The 19,392-nt window shown below is 57.6% G+C and carries 14 protein-coding genes; 10 read left to right on the top strand and 4 right to left on the bottom strand.

Annotation, left to right across the window (positions count from 1 at the left end; translation table 11 throughout):
• Positions 1-149: 149 nt before the first annotated feature.
• Both TQ39_RS06530 and TQ39_RS06525 read right to left on the bottom strand, forming a co-directional pair.
• Positions 150-1,121: an ATP-binding protein gene (locus tag TQ39_RS06530; protein WP_050004952.1), complete on the bottom strand. Its 972-nt coding sequence runs from the start codon at positions 1,119-1,121 to the stop codon at positions 150-152.
• Positions 1,118-2,050, bottom strand: coding sequence for a DnaD domain protein (locus TQ39_RS06525; protein ID WP_009324751.1), 933 nt, complete (start codon positions 2,048-2,050; stop codon positions 1,118-1,120). The genes TQ39_RS06530 and TQ39_RS06525 overlap by 4 nt, the downstream gene beginning before the upstream one ends.
• A gap of 339 nt (positions 2,051-2,389) precedes the next feature.
• Between TQ39_RS06525 and TQ39_RS06520 the strand changes: the two genes are divergently transcribed.
• From TQ39_RS06520 to TQ39_RS06490, 8 genes are all read left to right on the top strand, one after another.
• Positions 2,390-3,283: an SPL family radical SAM protein gene (locus TQ39_RS06520; RefSeq protein WP_009324750.1), complete on the top strand. Its 894-nt coding sequence runs from the start codon at positions 2,390-2,392 to the stop codon at positions 3,281-3,283.
• Positions 3,284-3,648: 365 nt separating this feature from the next.
• Positions 3,649-4,041 (top strand): TIGR04076 family protein, encoded by a 393-nt coding sequence (locus TQ39_RS20155; protein ID WP_040910210.1) that lies wholly within the window; start codon positions 3,649-3,651, stop codon positions 4,039-4,041.
• 472 nt (positions 4,042-4,513) lie between these two features.
• Entirely contained in the window at positions 4,514-6,268 is a 1,755-nt protein-coding gene (locus TQ39_RS06515; RefSeq protein WP_050004951.1) for a sensor histidine kinase, read from the top strand.
• The gene (locus TQ39_RS06510) at positions 6,253-7,830 is read left to right on the top strand and encodes a response regulator transcription factor (RefSeq protein WP_009324748.1); all 1,578 of its coding nucleotides are present in this window, start codon (positions 6,253-6,255) and stop codon (positions 7,828-7,830) included. Before TQ39_RS06515 ends, TQ39_RS06510 begins: the two co-directional genes overlap by 16 nt.
• 122 nt (positions 7,831-7,952) lie before the next feature.
• Positions 7,953-9,314 (top strand): ABC transporter substrate-binding protein, encoded by a 1,362-nt coding sequence (locus tag TQ39_RS06505; protein ID WP_050004950.1) that lies wholly within the window; start codon positions 7,953-7,955, stop codon positions 9,312-9,314.
• 123 nt (positions 9,315-9,437) lie between these two features.
• Positions 9,438-10,334, top strand: coding sequence for a carbohydrate ABC transporter permease (locus tag TQ39_RS06500; protein WP_050004949.1), 897 nt, complete (start codon positions 9,438-9,440; stop codon positions 10,332-10,334).
• On the top strand, positions 10,334-11,179 hold the full coding sequence (locus TQ39_RS06495; RefSeq protein WP_050004948.1) for a carbohydrate ABC transporter permease: 846 nt from the start codon (positions 10,334-10,336) through the stop codon (positions 11,177-11,179). The genes TQ39_RS06500 and TQ39_RS06495 overlap by 1 nt, the downstream gene beginning before the upstream one ends.
• Positions 11,180-11,194: 15 nt before the next feature.
• Positions 11,195-11,815: an AAA family ATPase gene (locus TQ39_RS06490; RefSeq protein WP_009324744.1), complete on the top strand. Its 621-nt coding sequence runs from the start codon at positions 11,195-11,197 to the stop codon at positions 11,813-11,815.
• A gap of 51 nt (positions 11,816-11,866) precedes the next feature.
• Here the strand turns inward: TQ39_RS06490 and TQ39_RS06485 are convergent, their stop codons facing one another.
• A complete protein-coding gene (locus tag TQ39_RS06485) occupies positions 11,867-12,553 on the bottom strand; it encodes a peptidoglycan-binding domain-containing protein (RefSeq protein ID WP_009324743.1) in 687 nt (228 codons plus the stop codon).
• 4 nt (positions 12,554-12,557) lie between these two features.
• Entirely contained in the window at positions 12,558-14,666 is a 2,109-nt protein-coding gene (locus TQ39_RS06480; protein ID WP_009324742.1) for a peptidoglycan-binding domain-containing protein, read from the bottom strand.
• A gap of 198 nt (positions 14,667-14,864) precedes the next feature.
• Between TQ39_RS06480 and TQ39_RS06475 the strand changes: the two genes are divergently transcribed.
• Positions 14,865-16,490: an FAD-dependent oxidoreductase gene (locus TQ39_RS06475; RefSeq protein ID WP_082052146.1), complete on the top strand. Its 1,626-nt coding sequence runs from the start codon at positions 14,865-14,867 to the stop codon at positions 16,488-16,490.
• 210 nt (positions 16,491-16,700) lie between these two features.
• Complete coding sequence (locus tag TQ39_RS20150) at positions 16,701-19,178, top strand: LuxR C-terminal-related transcriptional regulator (RefSeq protein ID WP_082052145.1); 2,478 nt, start codon at positions 16,701-16,703, stop codon at positions 19,176-19,178.
• Positions 19,179-19,392: the final 214 nt, after the last annotated feature.

The following is a 19,392-nucleotide window of genomic DNA, read 5'->3' as shown; positions in this document are numbered from 1 at the left end:
TTCTCCTGTCTTTTTTACAATACCTTACTATTCTAACATACAATATAATAGAAGAAAACGGGGAACAATGCCGGAATGGCAGCGTTCCCCGTTGCAGTATGTGCGCTTTTTGTACAAAAATCCTGGTGAAATTTTTCACCAATATTCCGTCATTTGTCCATGAGCCGGATATCGGTGCCGCAGAAGCACAGTGTTTCGCAGCTGCCCAGCAGGCGGGAAACCACCTTTTCGGTATAACGGCGCTGCAGGTCGGCGTCGTTGACGATGTTGCTGGTGTAGATGGTGGGCAGGCGGCGGCACACGCGGGTATTGACAAGGCTGTACAGGCAGCTGTTTACATAAGGGGAAATATACTCCGTGCCGAGGTCGTCCAGAATAAGCAGCTCCGCGCTTTGCAGCGTGGCCATGGTGTCGCCCTCGCCGGAGGCGAAGCGCTCGCGTTCGATGGCGTCAAACGCGTTCTGCGCGCTGACATACACCACGTCGCAGCCCTTTTGCAGCACGGTATTGGCGATGGAGAGGGCAAGATGTGTTTTCCCAAGCCCCGCGCTGCCGAACAGGTACAGGCTGGTACTCTCCCGCGGGGAGAAATGCGCCGCATAATATTTGCAGTATTCCAGTACCTGGGCCATATGCTGCCGGGCCGTGAGGCCAAGCTCCGGCACCAGTGTATCCGGATATTTTTCCAGCGCGAACGTCTCGAAGGAGCACAGCGAGAGCGGGGAGGAGGCGTTCACCTGCTGCTGGCGCAGTTGCCGCACCAGCGCGTGCACGCATTCGCACACCTCGCCGCCGTCGCGCCCGGTGTCCTGACAGATGGGACAGGTATACGCAGGGACAAGGCGCGCGGCAATATCCGGGTGAGCGGCCAGCAGCGCGTCCCGCTCCCTGTCGAACTGTGCGGCGCGGGCCAGCGCCGCGTCCACGGCCGTCCGCTCCGCGCCCATGGCTGCCAGACGCGCGGCCTCGATGCCGGCTGCGGTGCGTCCGTTTTCCAGCGCGGCCAGACCGGGCACTGTCTGCGCGGCTTGAGCGGCCGCGGCGCGGGCAGCTGTAACAGCACGCTGCCGGCGGCCCGCTACGATGCTCTGCGCCCGGCGGTAAAGCTCATCCCTGTTCATTGTGTTTTCCCTTCCTGCGGCATGCCCGGCACACGCGGTGCGCGCCGCAGCCCGCCGCCCAGAATATTGTGTTTCACGGCGGGCGCGGCGGCCTGCACGTTGCTCGAGCCCATGGCGCTTTCGGCCATTACGTCGCGCACGGTTTTGTAGCCCTTGGTGTACCATGCGCGCAGGATGCCGTTGACATATTTTACGCTTTTTTTCTCGCCCGCGTAGGCGGCAGCCTCGGCGATCATGTCCGGACCGTAACCGTAGCTTTCGTACCAGTCCGCGATGGCACGGCTGTCGGCTTTGGTGAACTTGGCGTCGGCAAGGCCCAGCAGCTTTGCGGTTTCTTTTTCGTGAGCCGCGCGTTGGTCCAGCAGACGCAGATAGCGCTCGGCGGCTTCGCCGGAATCGATACCCTCCCGCTGCCAGCCCAGCAGCGCACGCTCGATGTACCGGGCGCTGCGCTTGCCCAGCGCGGCAAAATGGGCCACGCCCAGCAGGATCATATCCACAGGCATGCCGTCGGAAAGGTACATCGAGACGAGAATGTTGGTGTCCGCCTGCGTAATGACGCCGCCCATCAGCGCCTGGCATTCCTGCACCAATCCCGCAATGGCGGGGTCGCCCTGTGCCGCGCTGGCAACCTCAGGCGTGGTCAGGTGTGCGCGAGGCGCGGGCGCGGCGTCAATGCCACCGCGGGCCTGCGGTTCGCCGCAGCTCTCCAAAAGGCCGGCGCCTTTCCAGTAAACAAGCGCCGTCTGCGCCCGCTCCGGGCTTTTCAGGCGCAGCGCCGCGGCAATGCGCGCGGGGTCGGTTTCGCCTGTCGCCACGACAAACAGCGCCACGCGCAGCCAGTCGTCCTCCAGCTCCGGCAGCTTGGCGATCACCAGCTGCGGCACGGCCACGCTGTCCCCTTTGTTTTCCACAAGACGGTATGCCATCGTTTGGTTTCTTCCCTTCAAAAATCGCTGACATCCGCGCCATTTCAAACGCAAAGAGGGCGCTGCCGGCTTTGTGCGCAGATATCGGCTTTTATTGTAGCATATTTTTGCCCGGTTTGCTACAATAAAAGCAGCGCAGACGTTCCGGACGGAACAGCCGGACCTGCCCAGCTGCCCGAAAAAGAACGCCGCCGCCCCGGCCGCGCAAAGAGCTGCGGCCGCGATTGCGGGGAAGACGGGCGTTCCGTGGTAAAAAACGCCGCCGCCCCGGCTGCGCAGAGAGATTCAGCCGCAGCTGCCGGTAAAACGGGCTTCCCATTGTTAAAAAGGAGGGCGCTTATGGATGTGCCGACCATCCCGGCCAGGAGCATTGTCATCAAAAACAAAAGCACCGCCTGGTTCGGCACCCGGTATACGATGAATATTTACAGGGGCTGCAGCCACGGCTGTATTTACTGCGACAGCCGCAGCGAGTGTTACGGCGTGCAGGATTTTGATACCGTGCGCGTAAAATCGGACGCGCTGGCCGTCATACGGAACGACCTTCGCTCCAAGACGCAGAGCGGCGTGGTGGCCACAGGCTCCATGAGCGACCCTTACAATCCGTTTGAAAAGGAGCTGCAGCTGACGCGCCACGCGCTGGAGCTGTTGGATGCTTACGGCTTCGGCGCGGCCGTCGCCACAAAAGGGACGCTCATCACCCGGGATGCGGATATCCTGCGGGAGATCGCGTCTCATTCGCCGGTGCTGTGCAAGATAACGGTGACGACCTGCGACGATGCGCTGGCCGCGAAGCTGGAGCCGCGCGCGCCTTCGTCCTCGGCGCGGCTGGCGGCTGTGGAGAAGCTGGCGGGGCAGGGCATTTTTACAGGCGTTCTGCTGATGCCCGTCCTACCTTTCCTGGAGGATACGCCGGACGGGGTGCGCAGGCTGGTGCGGGCGGCGTACAACGCAGGGGCGCGCTTTGTATATCCGGCCTTCGGTGTGACGCTGCGCCAGAACCAGCGGGCCTATTTTCTGGACAGGCTGGACGAGCTGTTCCCCGGCGCAGGGCTGCGGGCGCGGTATGTGCGGCAGTTCGGCACACAGTATGAATGCCGCAGCCCGCGGGCGCGGGAGCTGTGGCAGGCGTTTACGGGAGAATGCCGCGCAACGGGCCTTCTGTATGGCATGCAGGATATTGTGGCAGCGTATCGGCAGGGCTACGGCAGCGGACAACTCAGCTTTTTGTAGCGGAGCGGCAGCCTGGACTTCGGGCAGCGTGCCCGCAGAGTTTTTTCAGCCGGGCTTTTGCGGCGGCCGTGGGATATGGTAAAATAACCGCAGGTCGTTTTTAGGCTGTCCAAAAGCTTTGAGCGGTGAAAGGCCTTGCAAACACTATAAGTTTGTGCCCCTCAAGGTGCTTTAAATAAGAACAATTTTTGACACTTTGGCGCCCAGATGGCGCTTGAATTTCCCATAGAGAAATAAAACGATACGGACAAATATAAGGGAGAACCATCCATATAAATGGAAAAAGGAGAGGGGAACTTGTATATGTATGGTCTGACCCAATCGAACAAATTAACGAACATGAAGTTGCAAAGGATCGATGTATTATGAAACATAAAGTGAAAGTAACGGTAATAGATAAAAAGCTATATCCAGAATTGCAGCAACAGTATTGCGCAGACTCTGATTCGGGTTCTTGCCCTTGCTATAATGTTGGCGATGAATTTGTTTTTTATCGTAATGATGAAAGAGATGATTTCTGGCATATGGGGCTGAATACCTTAACGAAAACAACGTCGGATCCTGATACAGTGGCCGGCGGACCCAAAATGCCACATTGTTCAGAAGCCTGGGATGCAATTTCAAGATACATCTACACAGGGCTGCAGGGTGGCTCGATTATGAAAGGTTGGATGAAAGAAGAGAATACAATGATAGCTTGTTGCTCAGATGGAACAAGGCCTGTAATATTTAAGATTGAGAGAATTGACGAAAAATAAGTACAATTCCAAACAGTACTTATGTGTATTGTCTTATTTGTGGTGCTAAAATGGTGGCTCGAGCCTGCAAAACCAACTTATACGACGATATGAAAATACAGGCGTTTTTCTCGCTTCAATAAACATTTGCAGGAAGTTATAAGGCGATTTCCGTCTCTATAATCAATAAAAAATAGCCGAAGATTGTTTTTCAGATCCTGCGGGCTGTCCCCGGCCCGCGGCTATCAAGATAAGCTTTTTATTGCAGAGCAATAAAAAACAGCCCGCGCCTGTTTTTGGACTCTGCGGGCGGTCTAAACAGCGGCAGTGCCGCCGCTTTTATGTGCAGCCGGGCCGCTCGGGATTTTAAGAGCGTGATTCGGGGGGCCACAGGAGGGTTTCCCGGCTTTGCGAAGCAAAGCCGGGAAAGACGAGCCGCTTCGGCGCAGAGCGCCGCGGCCACAGCGGCACAGCGCCGCGCGGGAGGAATTTTATGAGAAAAAAGGCGAGCGTGCGCCGCACGTTTTACCGTTCATTCTGTCTGCTGATCGTGCTGCCGCTGGTGGCGGTGGCTGCCGCCGGCTCGGCCCTGCTGTACCGCAAGCTGCTGGCCGACGCACGGGAAATGGTGCAAATGCGGCAGGAGGCGGTGTCTTCCGCGCTCACACAGGACGTGCGGCAGGCTTCGCTGCAGCTGGCGCATTTCCTTCTTTCAGAAGACAGCGAGGGCCTTGCTCTGGTGGACGAGCTGCCCGCGTCGTCCAGCCGCCGGTATGAAACGGCCGCCCGGCTGGAGAGCATTTTTGATTATTACCGCCTGACGGGCCGCCGCCTGGAGGCGCTGCACCTGTATCTGACGGACGGTACGTCCTATCAGCTGTATACAGGCCTGGCCGTGCCGCAGAACCGGGTGAAGGAAGCCGCGTGGTACCGCGCCGCCCGGCAGAGGCCGGGGGAGGTCTGTGTGGGCGTGGCGGAGCCGGGAACGCTGCTCTCCGGCAAAAACCGGCGCGGAGATCTGCTGCTGACGGCGGCGCTCCAGGTGGAGCCGGGATATGGTGGGAGCGCGCTGGAAGTGGCATGCCTTTATTTTGAGACGGACGCGGAGGAGATGTTGGAAAGCTACAACAGTGAAGCGGGCGCGGTGCGGATGGCGCTGGCTCTGGATGGGGCGTTCCTGGCCGGGGACGAGGCGCTGGCGCCGGCCGTAGAGCGTTTCCTGGGGCCGGAGGGCGTTCCCGGCGGCGGAATGGATTGGGGCATCGCCACACAAGTGCGCAACACAGGCCTCACCGTGGTGTCGCTGGTGGACAACCGGAAGCTGATGGCGGGCTACGAACGGACGCTGTGGCTGTGCGCCGGAGCGGTGGCCGCGATGCTGGGCTCGTACGCGCTGTTTTCGGTGCTGTTTCTGCGGCGCATCGTGCTGCCGGTGCAGCATCTGAACGAGGGCATGGAGCGTCTGCAGCAGGGAGATTTCACCCATAAGCTGCCGCCCGAGGGCCACCTTGAGATGCGCCAACTTCTGCAGCGCTATAACGATACCGGTGACAGGATGCAGGCCCTGATCGAGGAGAACCGCCTGCGGGAGGAGCAGCGCTATGCCGAGGAGCTGAAGGCCCTGCAAAGTGAGATCAACCCTCATTTTCTGCTGAATACCGTCAATACCATCCGTTTTATGGCGGACCTTGCGCGCTTTGATTCCATCCGTGACATGGCGGCGGACCTGATGGAGATTCTGCGCTGTATGCTGCGGACTCCCGCAGAGCGTTATACGCTGGCGGACGAGGCGAAAATACTGGAAGCGTATATCCATATCATGGAGGTGCGGTATTCCGGCAGCTTCAGCTTCCGGTGCGCTTTCAGCCCCGAGAGCCTGGCGTGCCGTTTGCCCAAGCTACTGCTGCAGCCTCTGGTGGAAAACGCCCTGCTCCACGGCCTGGAGGGCTGCGAGGACGGCGAGGTCAGCCTGTCCGGGCGCACGGAGGACGGCGTTTTGTACCTGAGCGTCTGCGACAACGGTGTAGGGATGGGCCCGGAGCGGCTGGCCGCGTGCCTGTCCGGCCCCGGTGAGGGAAAAGCCGGCTCATCCATCGGTTTGGCGAACGTGCAGCGGCGCATCCTGCTGCAATACGGTGCGCCTTACGGCCTGTGGGTGGACAGCGCGCCGGGCCGCGGCACCTGTATTTCGATCACGCTGCCCGCTGGGAGCGGGCGGGAAGGAGGCTTGCCATGCTGCGCGCAATAATCGTGGACGACGAGATCCTGGTGCGGGCCACGCTGGAAAAAATGGTGGACTGGGCGGCCGAGGGCTTTCAGCTTGCGGGCTGCTACGCCAATGGACAGGCCGCGTTGGAGGCTATGGAGCGGTGTCCGGCGGACCTTGTGTTCACAGATATCAAAATGCCCGTCTGCAGCGGGCTGGAATTCATCGACGGCGTGCATGCCCTGGGCCTTGCGCCCCACATCGTAGTGCTCAGCGCTTTCGATGAATTCCCTCTGGTGAAGCAGGCGTTCAAAAAAGGGGCGGCGGACTATGTGCTCAAGCAGGAGATCGTTCCCGCCCGCATGCTGGAGCTGGTACGCGAGGCACGGGCGGCACTGTGTGCCGGCGGCGATGCGCCGGCACCCGCCCCAGGCGCGGCGCCGCTGCGTGATACCAATGCCATTTTGCAGGACGTGATTTTCCACAACGCGCTGCCGGGGGAACTGCCAGGGCTGGAGCAGGGCTATGTTGTGGCCTGCTTCTTTCTGGATGAAATATACCGGGAGATGGCGCGTCTGGGCACGGACGTGAATGCTACGCTGACCCAGCCCCTGACAAAGCTGGTGATGCAGATGCCGCAGTTCCGCTCCACCGACGGTTTTTATTCCTTTGACATGTCGCGCCACTTTTTGTTTTATTCTCTGGCACAGCCCGGCCGTACGGTGGAAAAGGCCCGCACCTTTCTGGCGCAGGTGCAGCGCGCATGGAAGAATTACATGAATATTTCCTGTACGGTGGGCATGGCCGCGCCCCATGCCGAGCCGGAGACGTCGTTTTACACGGTGCTGGAGCAGGCCGAGACCAACACCACCCTGCGCTATGTGCTGGGTCCGGGGCGTATCTATGACGAAAGCTATTATCCGCAATTCGACCCCGTGACGGCGCTGCGCCAGGCAAAAAGCTGCATGCCCTTTATCCGTGCCGTAATGGAGGCCGATTTCGCGCAGGTGGAGCAGTATAAGAACGAGCTGGTGGGCTATATGCAGGACCTGCCGCTGGAGCAGGGCCAGTCTCTGGCGCTGCTGTACCTGTACAATTTGTATTATGAGATGGGCTTTTACGATATGCAGGTCGCCTACAAGCTGGGGCTGGACCACCGCCTGTACCAAAGGCTGCGCGCCATCGAGACCCAGCGGGACCTGGTGATCTATTTCACCTCGGTGCTGCGGCGCATCATGGAATATTTTGAATCCAACTACGACCAGCAGTTCCCGGACCCCGTCCTGCGGGCCAAGCGTTTTCTGGACGACAGCTACATGCGCGCGGACCTGACGCTGGGCGAGGTGGCGCAGCGCAGCGGCTACAATGAAAAATATTTCTGCACGCTGTTCAAAAAGCGGTTCGACGTATCCTATTCCGACTACCTCACGGGCCTGCGCATTGCCGCCGCGCGGGAGCTGCTGGAGAAAACCAATATGCGCATGTACGAGGTCTGCGACGCGGTGGGCTACAACAGCGTGGAGCATTTTCTGCGTACGTTCAAACGGGCGACGGGGCAGACGCCGCTGCAATACCGGAAGGAAAATGTAAAAAAACATCAATAAAACAAACTCCGTGTCATTTCAAGGCGCGGAGTTTTTGTGTTATGCTCATAGTACGTTTTACAGAGTGCGCGGCGGCACGGCGGGCGTCTTGCCGCCGCGGCACAGCTTAAAGGAGGAAAATCATGATGAAAAAAGTTTTGGCACTGGCTCTGTGCGTGTGCATGGCCGCCATGCTGCTGGCGGGCTGCGGCGGCGCGGGCAGCTCTTCCGCCGCCGCTTCCGCTTCCGGCAGCGCCGCTGCGGGCACCAGCGCCTCCGCCGCGGGCGCGCTGGACCCAAACATCAAAGCGACGCTCACCTTTGCCACCTACGACAACGAGGCCATGGACCTGTATGAGGAGATGGATCTGGAGGGCCGATTCCAGGAGCTGTACCCCAACGTGAACATCGAGATCGAGGAGTTCAAGGACGACGCTGAGTATTTCAACCAGATGAAGATCCGCGCGTCTGCCGGCGAGCTGCCGGACCTGATGTATCTTCAGACCCGCTATTATCCGGTGTTCAAGGACTATATGGTGGACCTGAGCCACACGCAGGCCGCGGCGAACAACACTCTGGCGGCTGAATTTGCCGTGGATGGGAAGATCATCGGCGTGCCGGAAAAAATTTCCACCGACTACGTGTTCTATTGGGCCGATATGTTTGAGGAAGCCGGCGTGGAGGTGCCCAAGACCTGGGAGGATTTTGTGGCCGCAAGCGAAAAGCTGCAGAGCTATTTCGGCGCACAGGACCCCAGCTTTATGGCCATCGGCATGGGCTGCAAGGACAGCTGGCCCATGTATCCGCTGATGGAGTACTCGCCGGCAAGCTTCTCCGGCAACGGAGCTTATTGGGATTATATGGCTACGGTGGACGAGCCGTTCGCAGAGGGCGAGCCCATCCGCGATGCGTACACCAAGGTTTATGACCTTCTGCAAAAGGGCGTGCTGGGCTCCGACCCTCTGGGCCTGGGCTATGACCAGGCGCTGAGCCTGTTCCTGAACCATCAGGCCGCCATGATGGTGGACAATTCCATGGGCCTGGCCAAGATCGAGGCCAGCGGCGTGGACCTGACCAACCTGAAAACCTTCTATATGCCCTATACGGACGAGGAGGGCAACTTCAACCACATCGTCCAGGGCGATTTCTTCCTGGGCATCACCAATACCTCCGAGAACCCGGAGCTGGCCGAGGCGTTTCTGGAATTCTATTTCGCCGAGTTCTATCCCGAGTTCATCCTGCGCGTGGCCAGCGACAGCACTATGACCAACGCACCCAAGGACAAGGACCCGTACATGGTGTTCGCCGATGAGGAGCAGCCTGAGTACGTGCTTGTGAGTTACATGGGCGGCGGCGACGATTACACCGCCATCGTCAACGAGTGCAAGTTCGACTACAACAAGGTGGGCACCTCGATGCTGACCGACGGCTTTGATTTGGAAGCAACCTTCGCCCAGCTCAACGCCGACTGGTCCGCCGCGCGCGAGAAACTGGGGATGAAATAAGCTCCCCGGCAGCGCATCCGTAAGCAGAAAGGCGGCGCACAGCCGCTTTCATCCGGGGCCTTCGGGCCCCGGCCGCTTTTTGCGGGCTTTTGAGCAACCAAAATCGTTCAGGAGGGCAGCTGTATGAAGTCCATCCACAAAAGCCGGAACCGCTTTATTATTTTGTCGCTCGTGGTGCCGGTGATCCTGCTGTTGATATTCGTGGTCTACCCTTCTGTGGATTTGGTGGCCATGAGCTTTACAAGCTGGGACGGCATTTCGCCGGAGCGGCCGTTCAACGGGATACGCAATTACATCGAAATGTTCACAAAGTCTCCGGACCTGTGGCTTTCCCTGCGCAACAACTTTATCTATTTGGCCGTGCACATGGTGATGATCCCCATCGAGCTTGGAATCGCCGTGATGCTGAACAGCGGCTTTAAGGGCGCAAAGCTGGTAAAGACCATCGCGTTTCTTCCGTTTATCATCAACGGCGTGGGAATGTCCTATGCGTTTTCCTATTTCTTCTCCCCGGTGAACGGCGCGTTCAACCAGATCCTGACGGGGCTGGGGCTTTCCGGCTGGATCTGCAAGTGGCTCAGCGACCCTGCAATTGTCAATTTCGTGCTGGCGGCGGTGTCCGCCTGGCGGTTCAGCGGATACCACATCGTGCTGTTTTCCACGGGCCTGACGTCCATTCCCACCGAGATGATGGAGGCAGCCCGTATCGACGGCGCCAATGCGTGGCACCAGCTCTGGCGCATCCAGCTGCCCAACATCTGGCTGGTGTTCAGCTTCGTGATGTTCGACTGCATCCGCGGCACGCTGCAGTGCTTCGATATCCCGTTCATCATGACGAACGGCGGGCCGGGCTACGCCTCGTCCACCTTTACGCTGTACACCATCGACACCGCGTTCAAGTACAACAGCTTCGGCATGGCCGCCACCATGGCCGTGGCCATCATGGCCATCGTCATTCTGGTGTATGTGTTCCAGAACGTGGTGCTGAAAAAAGTGTTCAACCAGGAGGAGGCGGCGTGATGAACCGGGACAAATGCAAACGCACGCTGTTCCTGTGCGTGAAATATCTTGTGAGCGCCGCGGTGGTTGCCGTGGTTGTCGGCCCATTGCTGGTCACGCTGTTCACATCGGTGAAAACACAGGCCCAGCTCGCCTCCACCTCACCCATCCTGCCGCCCGCTCCCGGTGCGTGGAACTGGGACAACTATGCCGAGGTGCTGGGCGCGAAGCTGCTGCCCGTGGCAGTGAAAAACACCGCCGTGATTTTGGTGGTGAGTATTTTCTTCAACGTGCTGCTGGGGTCCGTTACAGCTTATTGCCTGCAGCGCTTTGAGTTCCGCTTCCGCAGGCTGGTGATGGGCTGCTTTTACCTGGGCATGCTGGTGCCCACCTTTGTGGTCGAGATCGCCCGCTTCAAGGTCATCCAGAGCATGGGACTGTACAACACGCTGGGCGCGCCCATCATCATCTATGTGGCGTCCGACCTGATGCAGCTGTACCTGTACATGCAGTTCGTCAGCAAGATACCCAAAGCGCTGGACGAGAGCGCGCTTATCGACGGATGCGGCTATTTCCGCATTTTTTACAGCATCATTTTTCCGCTTCTGGCCCCGGCAACGGCCACGGTCGTCATTTTGAAGATCGTCAACATCGTCAACGACATGTACGTGCCGTACCTGTATATGCCGAAAACAAAGCTCAAAACACTGACCACATTTTTGATGAATTACGCGGGTGCGCAGCAGGGCTCCTGGCCCACGCTGGCAGCCGCCATCATCGTAGTACTCATCCCCACCGTAGTGCTGTACCTGATTTTCCACAAGCAGATCACGGAAGGGCTTTCGGCGGGCGCAACAAAGGAATAAACGGAGGTATTGACCATGAGCGAATTTATGTCTTACGATCCTTGGGCGGAGATCACCACCCGCAACGGCTATGCCGGCGACGAAATGGTAGCCATGCTGCAAAAGGCCATCCGCAGGGGCAAGGAAGAGGACGCGCTGCACGCGGCCTATGAAATGTACATCACCAGCCCCCAGTTTGAGGAAAAGCTGTGGCGCCGCCTGCTGTGCATCAGCGTGGAGGATATCGGCTTCGGCAATCCGGATGCCCCCAACCTGGTGTACACGCTGTTCAAAATGCGCCAGGAATTCCCCTACAACGACGGCGACAGGCCCATGTTCTTCGTGCATGCCATCCGTTACCTGTGCCGCCAGAAGAAAGAGCGCTCCAGCGACCATGTGAAAAATCTGCTGAACCACGAGTTTGAAGTGGGGACAAAGTTTGAAGTGCCGGATTACGCGCTGGACATGCATACCCGCCGCGGCCGCGAGATGGGCCGCGACGTGTACCACTTCCTGACGGAGGCCAGCCGCGTGGAGCCCTATTACGAGACCGAGGGCGCGGCGGAGATCTATGAAAAATACAAGGCGCTGCTGGAAAGTGAGGACCAAGGCGAAAAATGCCCCAATGCGTTTGAATTCAACTCCTGGCAGTATTGAGGAAATCCCCGGTTTTGGCATTGCCAAAACCGGGGATTTTTGTTCTGCGGCTCAGTCGATGACTGTGCGGGTGCGGCCGATGCCCACGCTGGCCGCCGTCAGCTTTTTCCAGGTGTTGCAGCCGCAGATGCCGTCCGCCGTCAGGCTCACGGCGCGCTGGAACGCACGCACCGCGTTTTCCGTGCCGCCGCCGAAGATGCCGTCCAGCGGGCGGTTGGTGTAGCCAAGCGCATTGAGGGCATCCTGCAGGATCAGCACATAGGTGCTGCGGCTGCCGCGCCGCACGGTGGGGTAGCCCGCCGTGGTGCCGCTGCACGCGGGAGTACCGTAGCGGCGGTCGAAATGCACCCAGGTCGGCGTCATGGAGATGGGCTCCACATAGCCCCAGGCGCCGGTTGCCACAGCCGCGTTGCGGATGGCCACGCGCTGGGAATACGAAACGTTCTGCCCCACGTCGAAGCTCACGCCCGCGTAGTGCTGGCTGGCCGTTCCGTGGCCGCCTTCCCAGATGCGCTTGAACGCATAGCCGATGTAAATGCCCTTACCGTAACGCCGCCGCGTAAGGTTCCATGCCTCCATGGCGCGCGTCGTCGTCCAAAGCGTAGGGCTGTTGGATGAGCCGCGGAACTCGCGCACGCGCATCGTGTTGCCGTAGGCGTAGGGCATCGGGTCGTTTTCAGACAGGTTATAGGTGAACAGACGATTGGTGTACTCGTCGTATACGATGACCTTGGCCATGGCCCTATTCCTCCTCCATGATGTAGTAATTGTAAATGGCGTCCCAGGTGGCGCGGTCCACAAGGCCCGTCACAGGCAGGCCGAAGCCCTCCTGGAATTCCTTCACGGCATTGAGCGTAATCTCGTCGAAAATACCGCTTTCGGGCACGAACCAGGCCACGCAGAAGCGGGAGGCGATGCCGTTCATGTAGCGCTGCAGGCGGCGGACGCTTGGCCCGGCGCTGCCGATTGCCAGCACGAAGCCAGGGTATTCACCCTCCGGCAGATCGTTTTCGCCTTCGTCGGAGGCAAGGCTCAGGTAAGTGATGACGAGCGCCGCCCAGGTGGGTTCATCCACAATGCCCGTGATGGCGAAGGCGAACTCCCGCTGGAAGCTCTCCACAGCGTCCTTGGTTTCGGGGCCAAATTCGCCGTCAAGCACGGTGATGGGGGAGATGGTGTCGTAGAACGAGCCGATGTAAGCCAGCATGAACTGAACGAACTGCACCATACTGCCGCTCATGCCCTCCTGAAGGTCATAGCCCGGGTATGCAAACACACGGAAGCGGTTCACCGGGCCGTCCACGTTGCGCAGCGTGGAGAACTGGTTGTAAATGCTGTTCCAGGTGGCGGGGCCGACGACGCCGTCCACCGCCAGGCCGAACAGGCGCTGATAGGCCCGCACGGCTTCTGCCGTTGCGGTGCCGTAAATGCCGTCAAAGGCGATGACGGGAATTTCCGTGTAGTAGGCGCTCATCAGGTACAGGTAATACTGCACTTCCTTGACCGCCCGTCCCGTAGAGCCGATGCGCAGAGGCGCACCGGGGTAAGTGCCCGGGCGTTCGGTGGGCGCCAGCAGGCCGTTGATGATGCCTGTGTACACCTCGTAGATCTTGTTCCAGGTCAGCTTGCCCACCAGACCGTCCACGGTAAGCCCGTAGAATTGCTGGAAAGCGCGCACAGCACGCTCGGTGGCGGAGCCGAAGATGCCGTCCGCCGTGATGGCCGGGATGGCGCTGTTGGAGTTGGAGATGATGCGCAGATAAAACTGCATTTGCTTGACGTCGTTGCCGCGGCTGCCTACAGCGAGCGTGGTGCCGGGGAACTGGCCCGGAGTATCGACGTTGGGCGGGGCGATATCTGTCTGGATAGAGCTGTATTCGTTGTAGATGCTGTTCCAGGTCGCCTGTCCCACGATGCCGTCCACCGTCAGGCCGAAATGCTGCTGGAAGGCGCGCACGGCCCGGTCCGTGGCCTGGCCGAAGATGCCGTCCACCGTGACGGTGGGAATGGTGTCCACAAATTCGGCCACGGCGTTGAGCCAGAACTGGATCTGTTCCACATCGTCGCCGCGGCTGCCCACACGCAGCAGGGTGCCGGGCCATTGGCCGGCTACAAGGTTGCCGGTGGCGGCCTCGCCTTCGCTGGAAAGCTCCGCAAGCTTTTTGACCGCTACGTAAATATAGCTGATCTTGTACCAGGTATCCCGGCCGACAACCCCGTCTTGGGCAAGGCTGAACTGCTTTTGAAATTTTTTTACCACAGCCTCGGTAGAGGCGCCAAACACGCCGTCCACCTCGAGAGTGCCGAAGAAGGGGTAGTTGCGGGCGATGCGGTTGAGCTGGCGCTGAATGGTGCGCACGGCATTTCCTGTGCTGCCCAGGCGCAGCGGTGTGCCGGGATAGCTTTCGGGAATGGCCTGAATGTTGTTGGTGCGTACGATCTCAATGTTGTTGCCGTAGTAATATTGCAGGATGGACAGCGCGTTGCGTCCCTGATTGGCCAGCGTGACGGTGCCCCATTGCTTCATGCCGGGGCAGGATACGGTTTTGCCGTCGCAGTACTCGGTGTAATAGGGGTCGATGGTACCGATGCGGCGTACGTAGGTGTTGAAGATGTCGTCGGTAATGCGGCTCATCACCTCGAAGATGTTGCGGCCATGGACGTAGTACTGGTCGTAGCTGGTGGAGCTGGTGATTTGAAAATTGTAGCCTTTGCTGCGGTACCATTCAGTATATACGCGGTTCAGCGCCAGGCTGATCTGAGCGTGGATGTTGGCCCGCAGGGCCTGCTCCGGCCAGGTGGGACCAACCAAACCCACAAAATTACCGAGCAACTGAATGGGGCAGTTCAAAGAATTTTATCCGCTGGTGTGGTGCTGCTTGCATGGAGGCGCTTAATGCGGCGCAGCCTTTTTTGAAATGAGAGGTACGAAAAGAACAGAAACCTATTAGCAATGATAGTATCCAGAAAGGGACGTTTCCGTTATAATAGGCGTAAAGCCAGATTGAACACTTCCGGCTAAATATAAAAAGGAGGATAGTGCCCTGTTGTGGATACAGAGCAGTTGATGATGAAGAAATCACTTTATGAGGGTGAAACCTGGCTGGGCAAGCCTCCGGAAATTGAAGAAAGCCGGATCGAAAAAACAATGGAAGCGGATGTAGTCGTAGTCGGTGCAGGGCTGGCGGGAGTGGCTGCAGCGCGCGCCGCAGCGGAGTTGGGCAGCACGGTGCTCCTGCTGGAAAAATGTGAGGCTCCACAGGCGCGTTCGGGTGATTTTGCCGTAATGGACAGCCGTGTGGCGGATGTTTGGGGTCGCCGCGACGTGGATAAGGTCCAGATCGTCAACGACCTGATGCGGGATATGGCATATAAGGTGAGCCAGAACATCCTGCGCCGTTGGGCAGAGGAGGCCGGCGAGGCGTTTGATTGGTATCTGGAAGGCTATCCCGACATCCCGGTATTGAAAACGACGGCGGAGGTCCCGCCGGAAGGAACAAAGTGCTGGATACAGCCGAGGCGCTGTCCAGCACCGGAGAGCTTTGAGAACGGTACGGAACGCTTTAAGTGCTATCAAACGACCGCCTGGGTTCGGCCGACGCATATCCCGGTATTCCAGGGGAACGTGCAAATGCTGATGCAGACTGGGCTGGCGCAATGCCTGTTTTCGGCGCCGGTTGTGAAACTGCTGCGGGAGAAAGACGGGCGCGTGCAGGGCGCGGTGGCCCAGGTCGGGCAAGACAGATACATAAAAGCGCTGGCCAGAAAAGGGGTGGTGCTTTCCACAGGGGACTATATGAGCAACGCGGAGATGCTTCGCCGTTTTTGCCCCGGCATGGCCGATACTCCGCAATTATGGCTTGGGAGAGATAAAAACCATAGCCCGAGCAACACGGGCGACGGGCACCGGATGGGCATGTGGATCGGTGCCAAGTTACAGGACAGCCCACACGCCCCCTGCGCCCACCATATGGGAAGCGTTTTCGGGGCGTCCGGGTTTGTGCTGCTGAACACGCGGGGGCTGCGTTTTGTGAATGAGGATGCTCCGGGGCAGCAGATCGGGAGCCAGATCGAGAATCTGCCGGACAAAACAGCTTGGCAATTTGTGGACAGCAACTGGCCGGAGCAGGTGCGGCGGGTGCACCCGAACCATGGCTCAGTCTGTTTTTTCGTGACCGATGAGGAATTGGAGGATGGTACGCTGTACAGCAAGCTCTCTACGATAGACAATTATATTTCGCCTGCACTTGTGGAAAAGGCGGTGGCGAGCGGCAAGCTGCTGCGGGCGGATACACTGGAAGAGCTTGTAGAAAAAACAGGCCTTCCCATGGAGCAGACGCTCGTGTCGCTGGAACGCTACAACATCATGTGCGCAGAGGGAAACGACAGGGATTACGGCAAGCGGGCCATGCGGTTGTTCCCGGTGGAAAAAGGTCCTTTTTATGCCGCCAAGTTCGTTCCTGCCACGATGATCGCAGTAATGGGGGGCCTGGAAAGTGATGAGGAAGCGCGCTGTTACGATGAGGAAGGAAAGGCAATCCCGGGCCTGTACGTTGCGGGAAACGTGCAGGGCAATCGCTTTTCTGTGGACTATCCGCTTACCGTTCCGGGGCTGAGCCATTCGATCGCACTGACCTTTGGACGAATTGCGGGGCGAAACGCAGCGCAGGGATAGAAGAGGATGAAGCGCACCGTAAATTGTTCGGATGTGCAAAAACAGCTGCCGGAGCAGGGAAATAGCCCTTCTCCGGCAGCTGTTTTCATACCGGTATCTGGAAAAACAGAAACCTTGAATAATCATGCTGCGCGCTGTATAATAAATTAACATGCAAATTGCTGTATTGCAATAAAAAAATAGCAAATTTGCTGCAAAGGGGGCGCTGTTTTGCAGACGAAAACAAAACTGCTCAATCGCAGGCGGATCAACCAGAAGCTGGAAAACATTTTTTTGTATCCGCTGTCTATCGTGCATGCGCCCATTGGATATGGAAAGACAACGGCAGTCAGCCAGTTTTTGAACCAGTATGCCGGAACGGCGGATCTTGTGTGGGTCTCCCTGGCAGGAAGCGGCGGGTCGGTGGAATATCTGTGGAACCATCTGGTAGAGAATATTCAGGGGAGCGATTTGCGCCATACGCTGAAAAAAATGGGTTATCCCTATGATGAACTCAAGCGTGCCAATCTGGTGGATCTGCTGATCGACTATGAATATAAACGCCCGGCGGTATTGGTGCTGGATGATTTTCAAGTGATCAATGACCCGGGAGTGTTTGCGCTGATCAAGCTCGTAGTGCAGGAGCATATCAAGAATATGCATATTGTGCTGATCACACGTGATTTGTCAAAATTGGATGCGGCGGGCCTGTACCAGAAACAGCTGTGCTTTACTTTGACGGAAAAATCCCTGAAATTTACCGGAGAGGAGATTCAACGGTATTTCAATATGGCCGGCTGTATGCTGTCTGAAGATGATGTGGAAAAAATATACAGCTACACAGAAGGCTGGGTATCCATGGTGTATGTGCTGCTGAAGGGCGTGCAGCGCGGCCTGCCGGTGGGAAAAAGCGACACGATAAATGACATCATTGAACAGAATCTGTACAATACGCTCAGTGGAAAGGCGCGTGAGACGCTCTGCAGGCTGTCCTTTTTGGAGACCTTTACGATCTCGATGGCGCTTTATGTGCTGGATGACCCGGAGGCGGGATATGTGCTGCAGACGCTGATCAAGCAAAATACCTTTGTTGTATACAATGAGTTTGATAAAAGCTATAAGATACGAAATCTGCTGCAGGAATTTTTTATGCTGCGGGCCAAATTCCTGAATATTGATTTTCAGCCTTTGTACAAACGGGCCGGAGAATGGTATTTGCGCGAGCGGCAGTATGGAAGAGCTTTTGAATATCTGTATCAGGCCGGCGAGATAGAGATGATTCTGGCGGAATTCAACCGTGAGAATACGCCGGACATTCAGTTTACACAATTTCGGCAGCTTTTTCATGTTTTTGATACGCTTACACAGGAGCAGTGTCTTAAATACCCAATTGCATATTTGCAGTATATCCGTATTCGCGCGATGGGCACAGAGCCGGGTGCGCCGGGACGGTGCCGGGACGACCTGGATACAATGGAACGGTATATCCGGGGCTCGTCACTGAACGACGGCTATAAGCGGTTCCTTTTGGGCGAGGTGAATGTAGTTCGTACGTTTGTGGTATATAACGATCTGGAGGCGATGGTACGGTGCAATGAAAAAGCAATGGAGTATTTTTCGGGAGGATGTTCCTGCATCGTAACGCGGCGCAAAGAATTCACGTTCGGTTCTCCGCATCTTCTCTATGGATATTACAAAGAAAAGGGCAGACTGCAGCACACAGCAGAATATCTTGCGCAGCACAGCGAAAGCCTGACGGCCCCCATTGATGGCTGCGGCATGGGGTGCGATTCTGTCGCGCTGGCGGAATACGCTCTGGAGACGGGGGACTTCGACCATGTGGAGCTGCATGCATATAAAGCGATGTACAAAGCCAAGGCGGCAAAGCAGACGTGTCTGATGATTTGCGCCAAATTTGCGCTGGCACGGCTGGAGATTCTGTGCAGTACCAGTGAGAGGGACCCGCAGATGATGGAATCTCTTCGGGAAGAGGTGCTGAAGGAGAACAACCCGGTCCTCAATTCGACGTTTGCGCTGTGCGACGGATATTTGAATGCCTGCCTGGGACGCGGTGGTGAGATTGCGGAATGGATACGCAGCGGCGATTTGAGCGGAGCCAGCTTTCTGCGCCAAGGAATGCCGTTTTATCATACCGTACATGCGAAAGCTGTGATGCTGAGCGGCGATGCGATCCGGCTTGAAGCGGTGTGCGAGATGGCGCTGCGCGAGTTTGCGCCGTATCAAAATCAATTGGGGCTTCTGCACAATGCTGTTTATATGGCTGTGGCGCAAAAACAGCTGCATGGAGAAGAAGCCGGGTGCGCCGCGTTGTGCCGTGCATTGGAAATTGGGCAGGCGGACGGGATCGTGTTGCCGTTCGCTGAAAATGCTGTGTATATTTTGGACATGCTGGAAAAAATTTCAGACCAGAATGTTTTTGAAGCCGCTTACATGAACCGCGTTCTTTTCTGTGCGCAGGAATATCAAAAGCGTGTGGAACGCCTGAACTTCAGCAAAGTTGTGCTTACTGCAAGGGAAAAAGAGATCCTCGGCCTGCTGGAACGGGGCTGCAAGCATGAAGAGATCGGCGAAAGGCTGTTTATTTCAGTGACAACGGTGCGCTATCATATTAAAAACATTTATCAAAAACTGGAAGTGAACAACAAAGTTCTGGCGATAAAAAAGGCGCAGGAGCTGAAGCTGCTGTAAGTTTTATGCTGTTGCGCGCAGATCAATTTGGCTCCCCATATGCACAAGAGCGCTGTGAACCCCATTCACAGCGCTCTTATTTTGCGCGCAGAAAAAAGACCGCCCTATCAATAAGGGGGGGAGTGAAAAAACAATGAGGGGAAATGCCCCGGCAATACTATTATTAATGATAGTGCCGCTGAAAGGCCCGAACGGCTATAATAGAAGCAGTGAA

Source organism: Ruthenibacterium lactatiformans (assembly GCF_000949455.1).
Lineage (GTDB): Bacteria > Bacillota > Clostridia > Oscillospirales > Ruminococcaceae > Ruthenibacterium > Ruthenibacterium lactatiformans.
Note: the sequence above shows the minus strand (reverse complement) of the source record. Positions and strands in the feature narration are given on the sequence as shown.

What these genes read in the sequence shown, in the direction of transcription:
- TQ39_RS06530 (WP_050004952.1), bottom strand. Translation starts at nt 1,121, where the DNA reads ATGAACAGGGATGAGCTTTACCGCCGGGCGCAGAGCATCGTAGCGGGC.
- TQ39_RS06525 (WP_009324751.1), bottom strand. Translation starts at nt 2,050, where the DNA reads ATGGCATACCGTCTTGTGGAAAACAAAGGGGACAGCGTGGCCGTGCCG.
- TQ39_RS06520 (WP_009324750.1), top strand. Translation starts at nt 2,390, where the DNA reads ATGGATGTGCCGACCATCCCGGCCAGGAGCATTGTCATCAAAAACAAA.
- TQ39_RS20155 (WP_040910210.1), top strand. Translation starts at nt 3,649, where the DNA reads ATGAAACATAAAGTGAAAGTAACGGTAATAGATAAAAAGCTATATCCA.
- TQ39_RS06515 (WP_050004951.1), top strand. Translation starts at nt 4,514, where the DNA reads ATGAGAAAAAAGGCGAGCGTGCGCCGCACGTTTTACCGTTCATTCTGT.
- TQ39_RS06510 (WP_009324748.1), top strand. Translation starts at nt 6,253, where the DNA reads ATGCTGCGCGCAATAATCGTGGACGACGAGATCCTGGTGCGGGCCACG.
- TQ39_RS06505 (WP_050004950.1), top strand. Translation starts at nt 7,953, where the DNA reads ATGATGAAAAAAGTTTTGGCACTGGCTCTGTGCGTGTGCATGGCCGCC.
- TQ39_RS06500 (WP_050004949.1), top strand. Translation starts at nt 9,438, where the DNA reads ATGAAGTCCATCCACAAAAGCCGGAACCGCTTTATTATTTTGTCGCTC.
- TQ39_RS06495 (WP_050004948.1), top strand. Translation starts at nt 10,334, where the DNA reads ATGAACCGGGACAAATGCAAACGCACGCTGTTCCTGTGCGTGAAATAT.
- TQ39_RS06490 (WP_009324744.1), top strand. Translation starts at nt 11,195, where the DNA reads ATGAGCGAATTTATGTCTTACGATCCTTGGGCGGAGATCACCACCCGC.
- TQ39_RS06485 (WP_009324743.1), bottom strand. Translation starts at nt 12,553, where the DNA reads ATGGCCAAGGTCATCGTATACGACGAGTACACCAATCGTCTGTTCACC.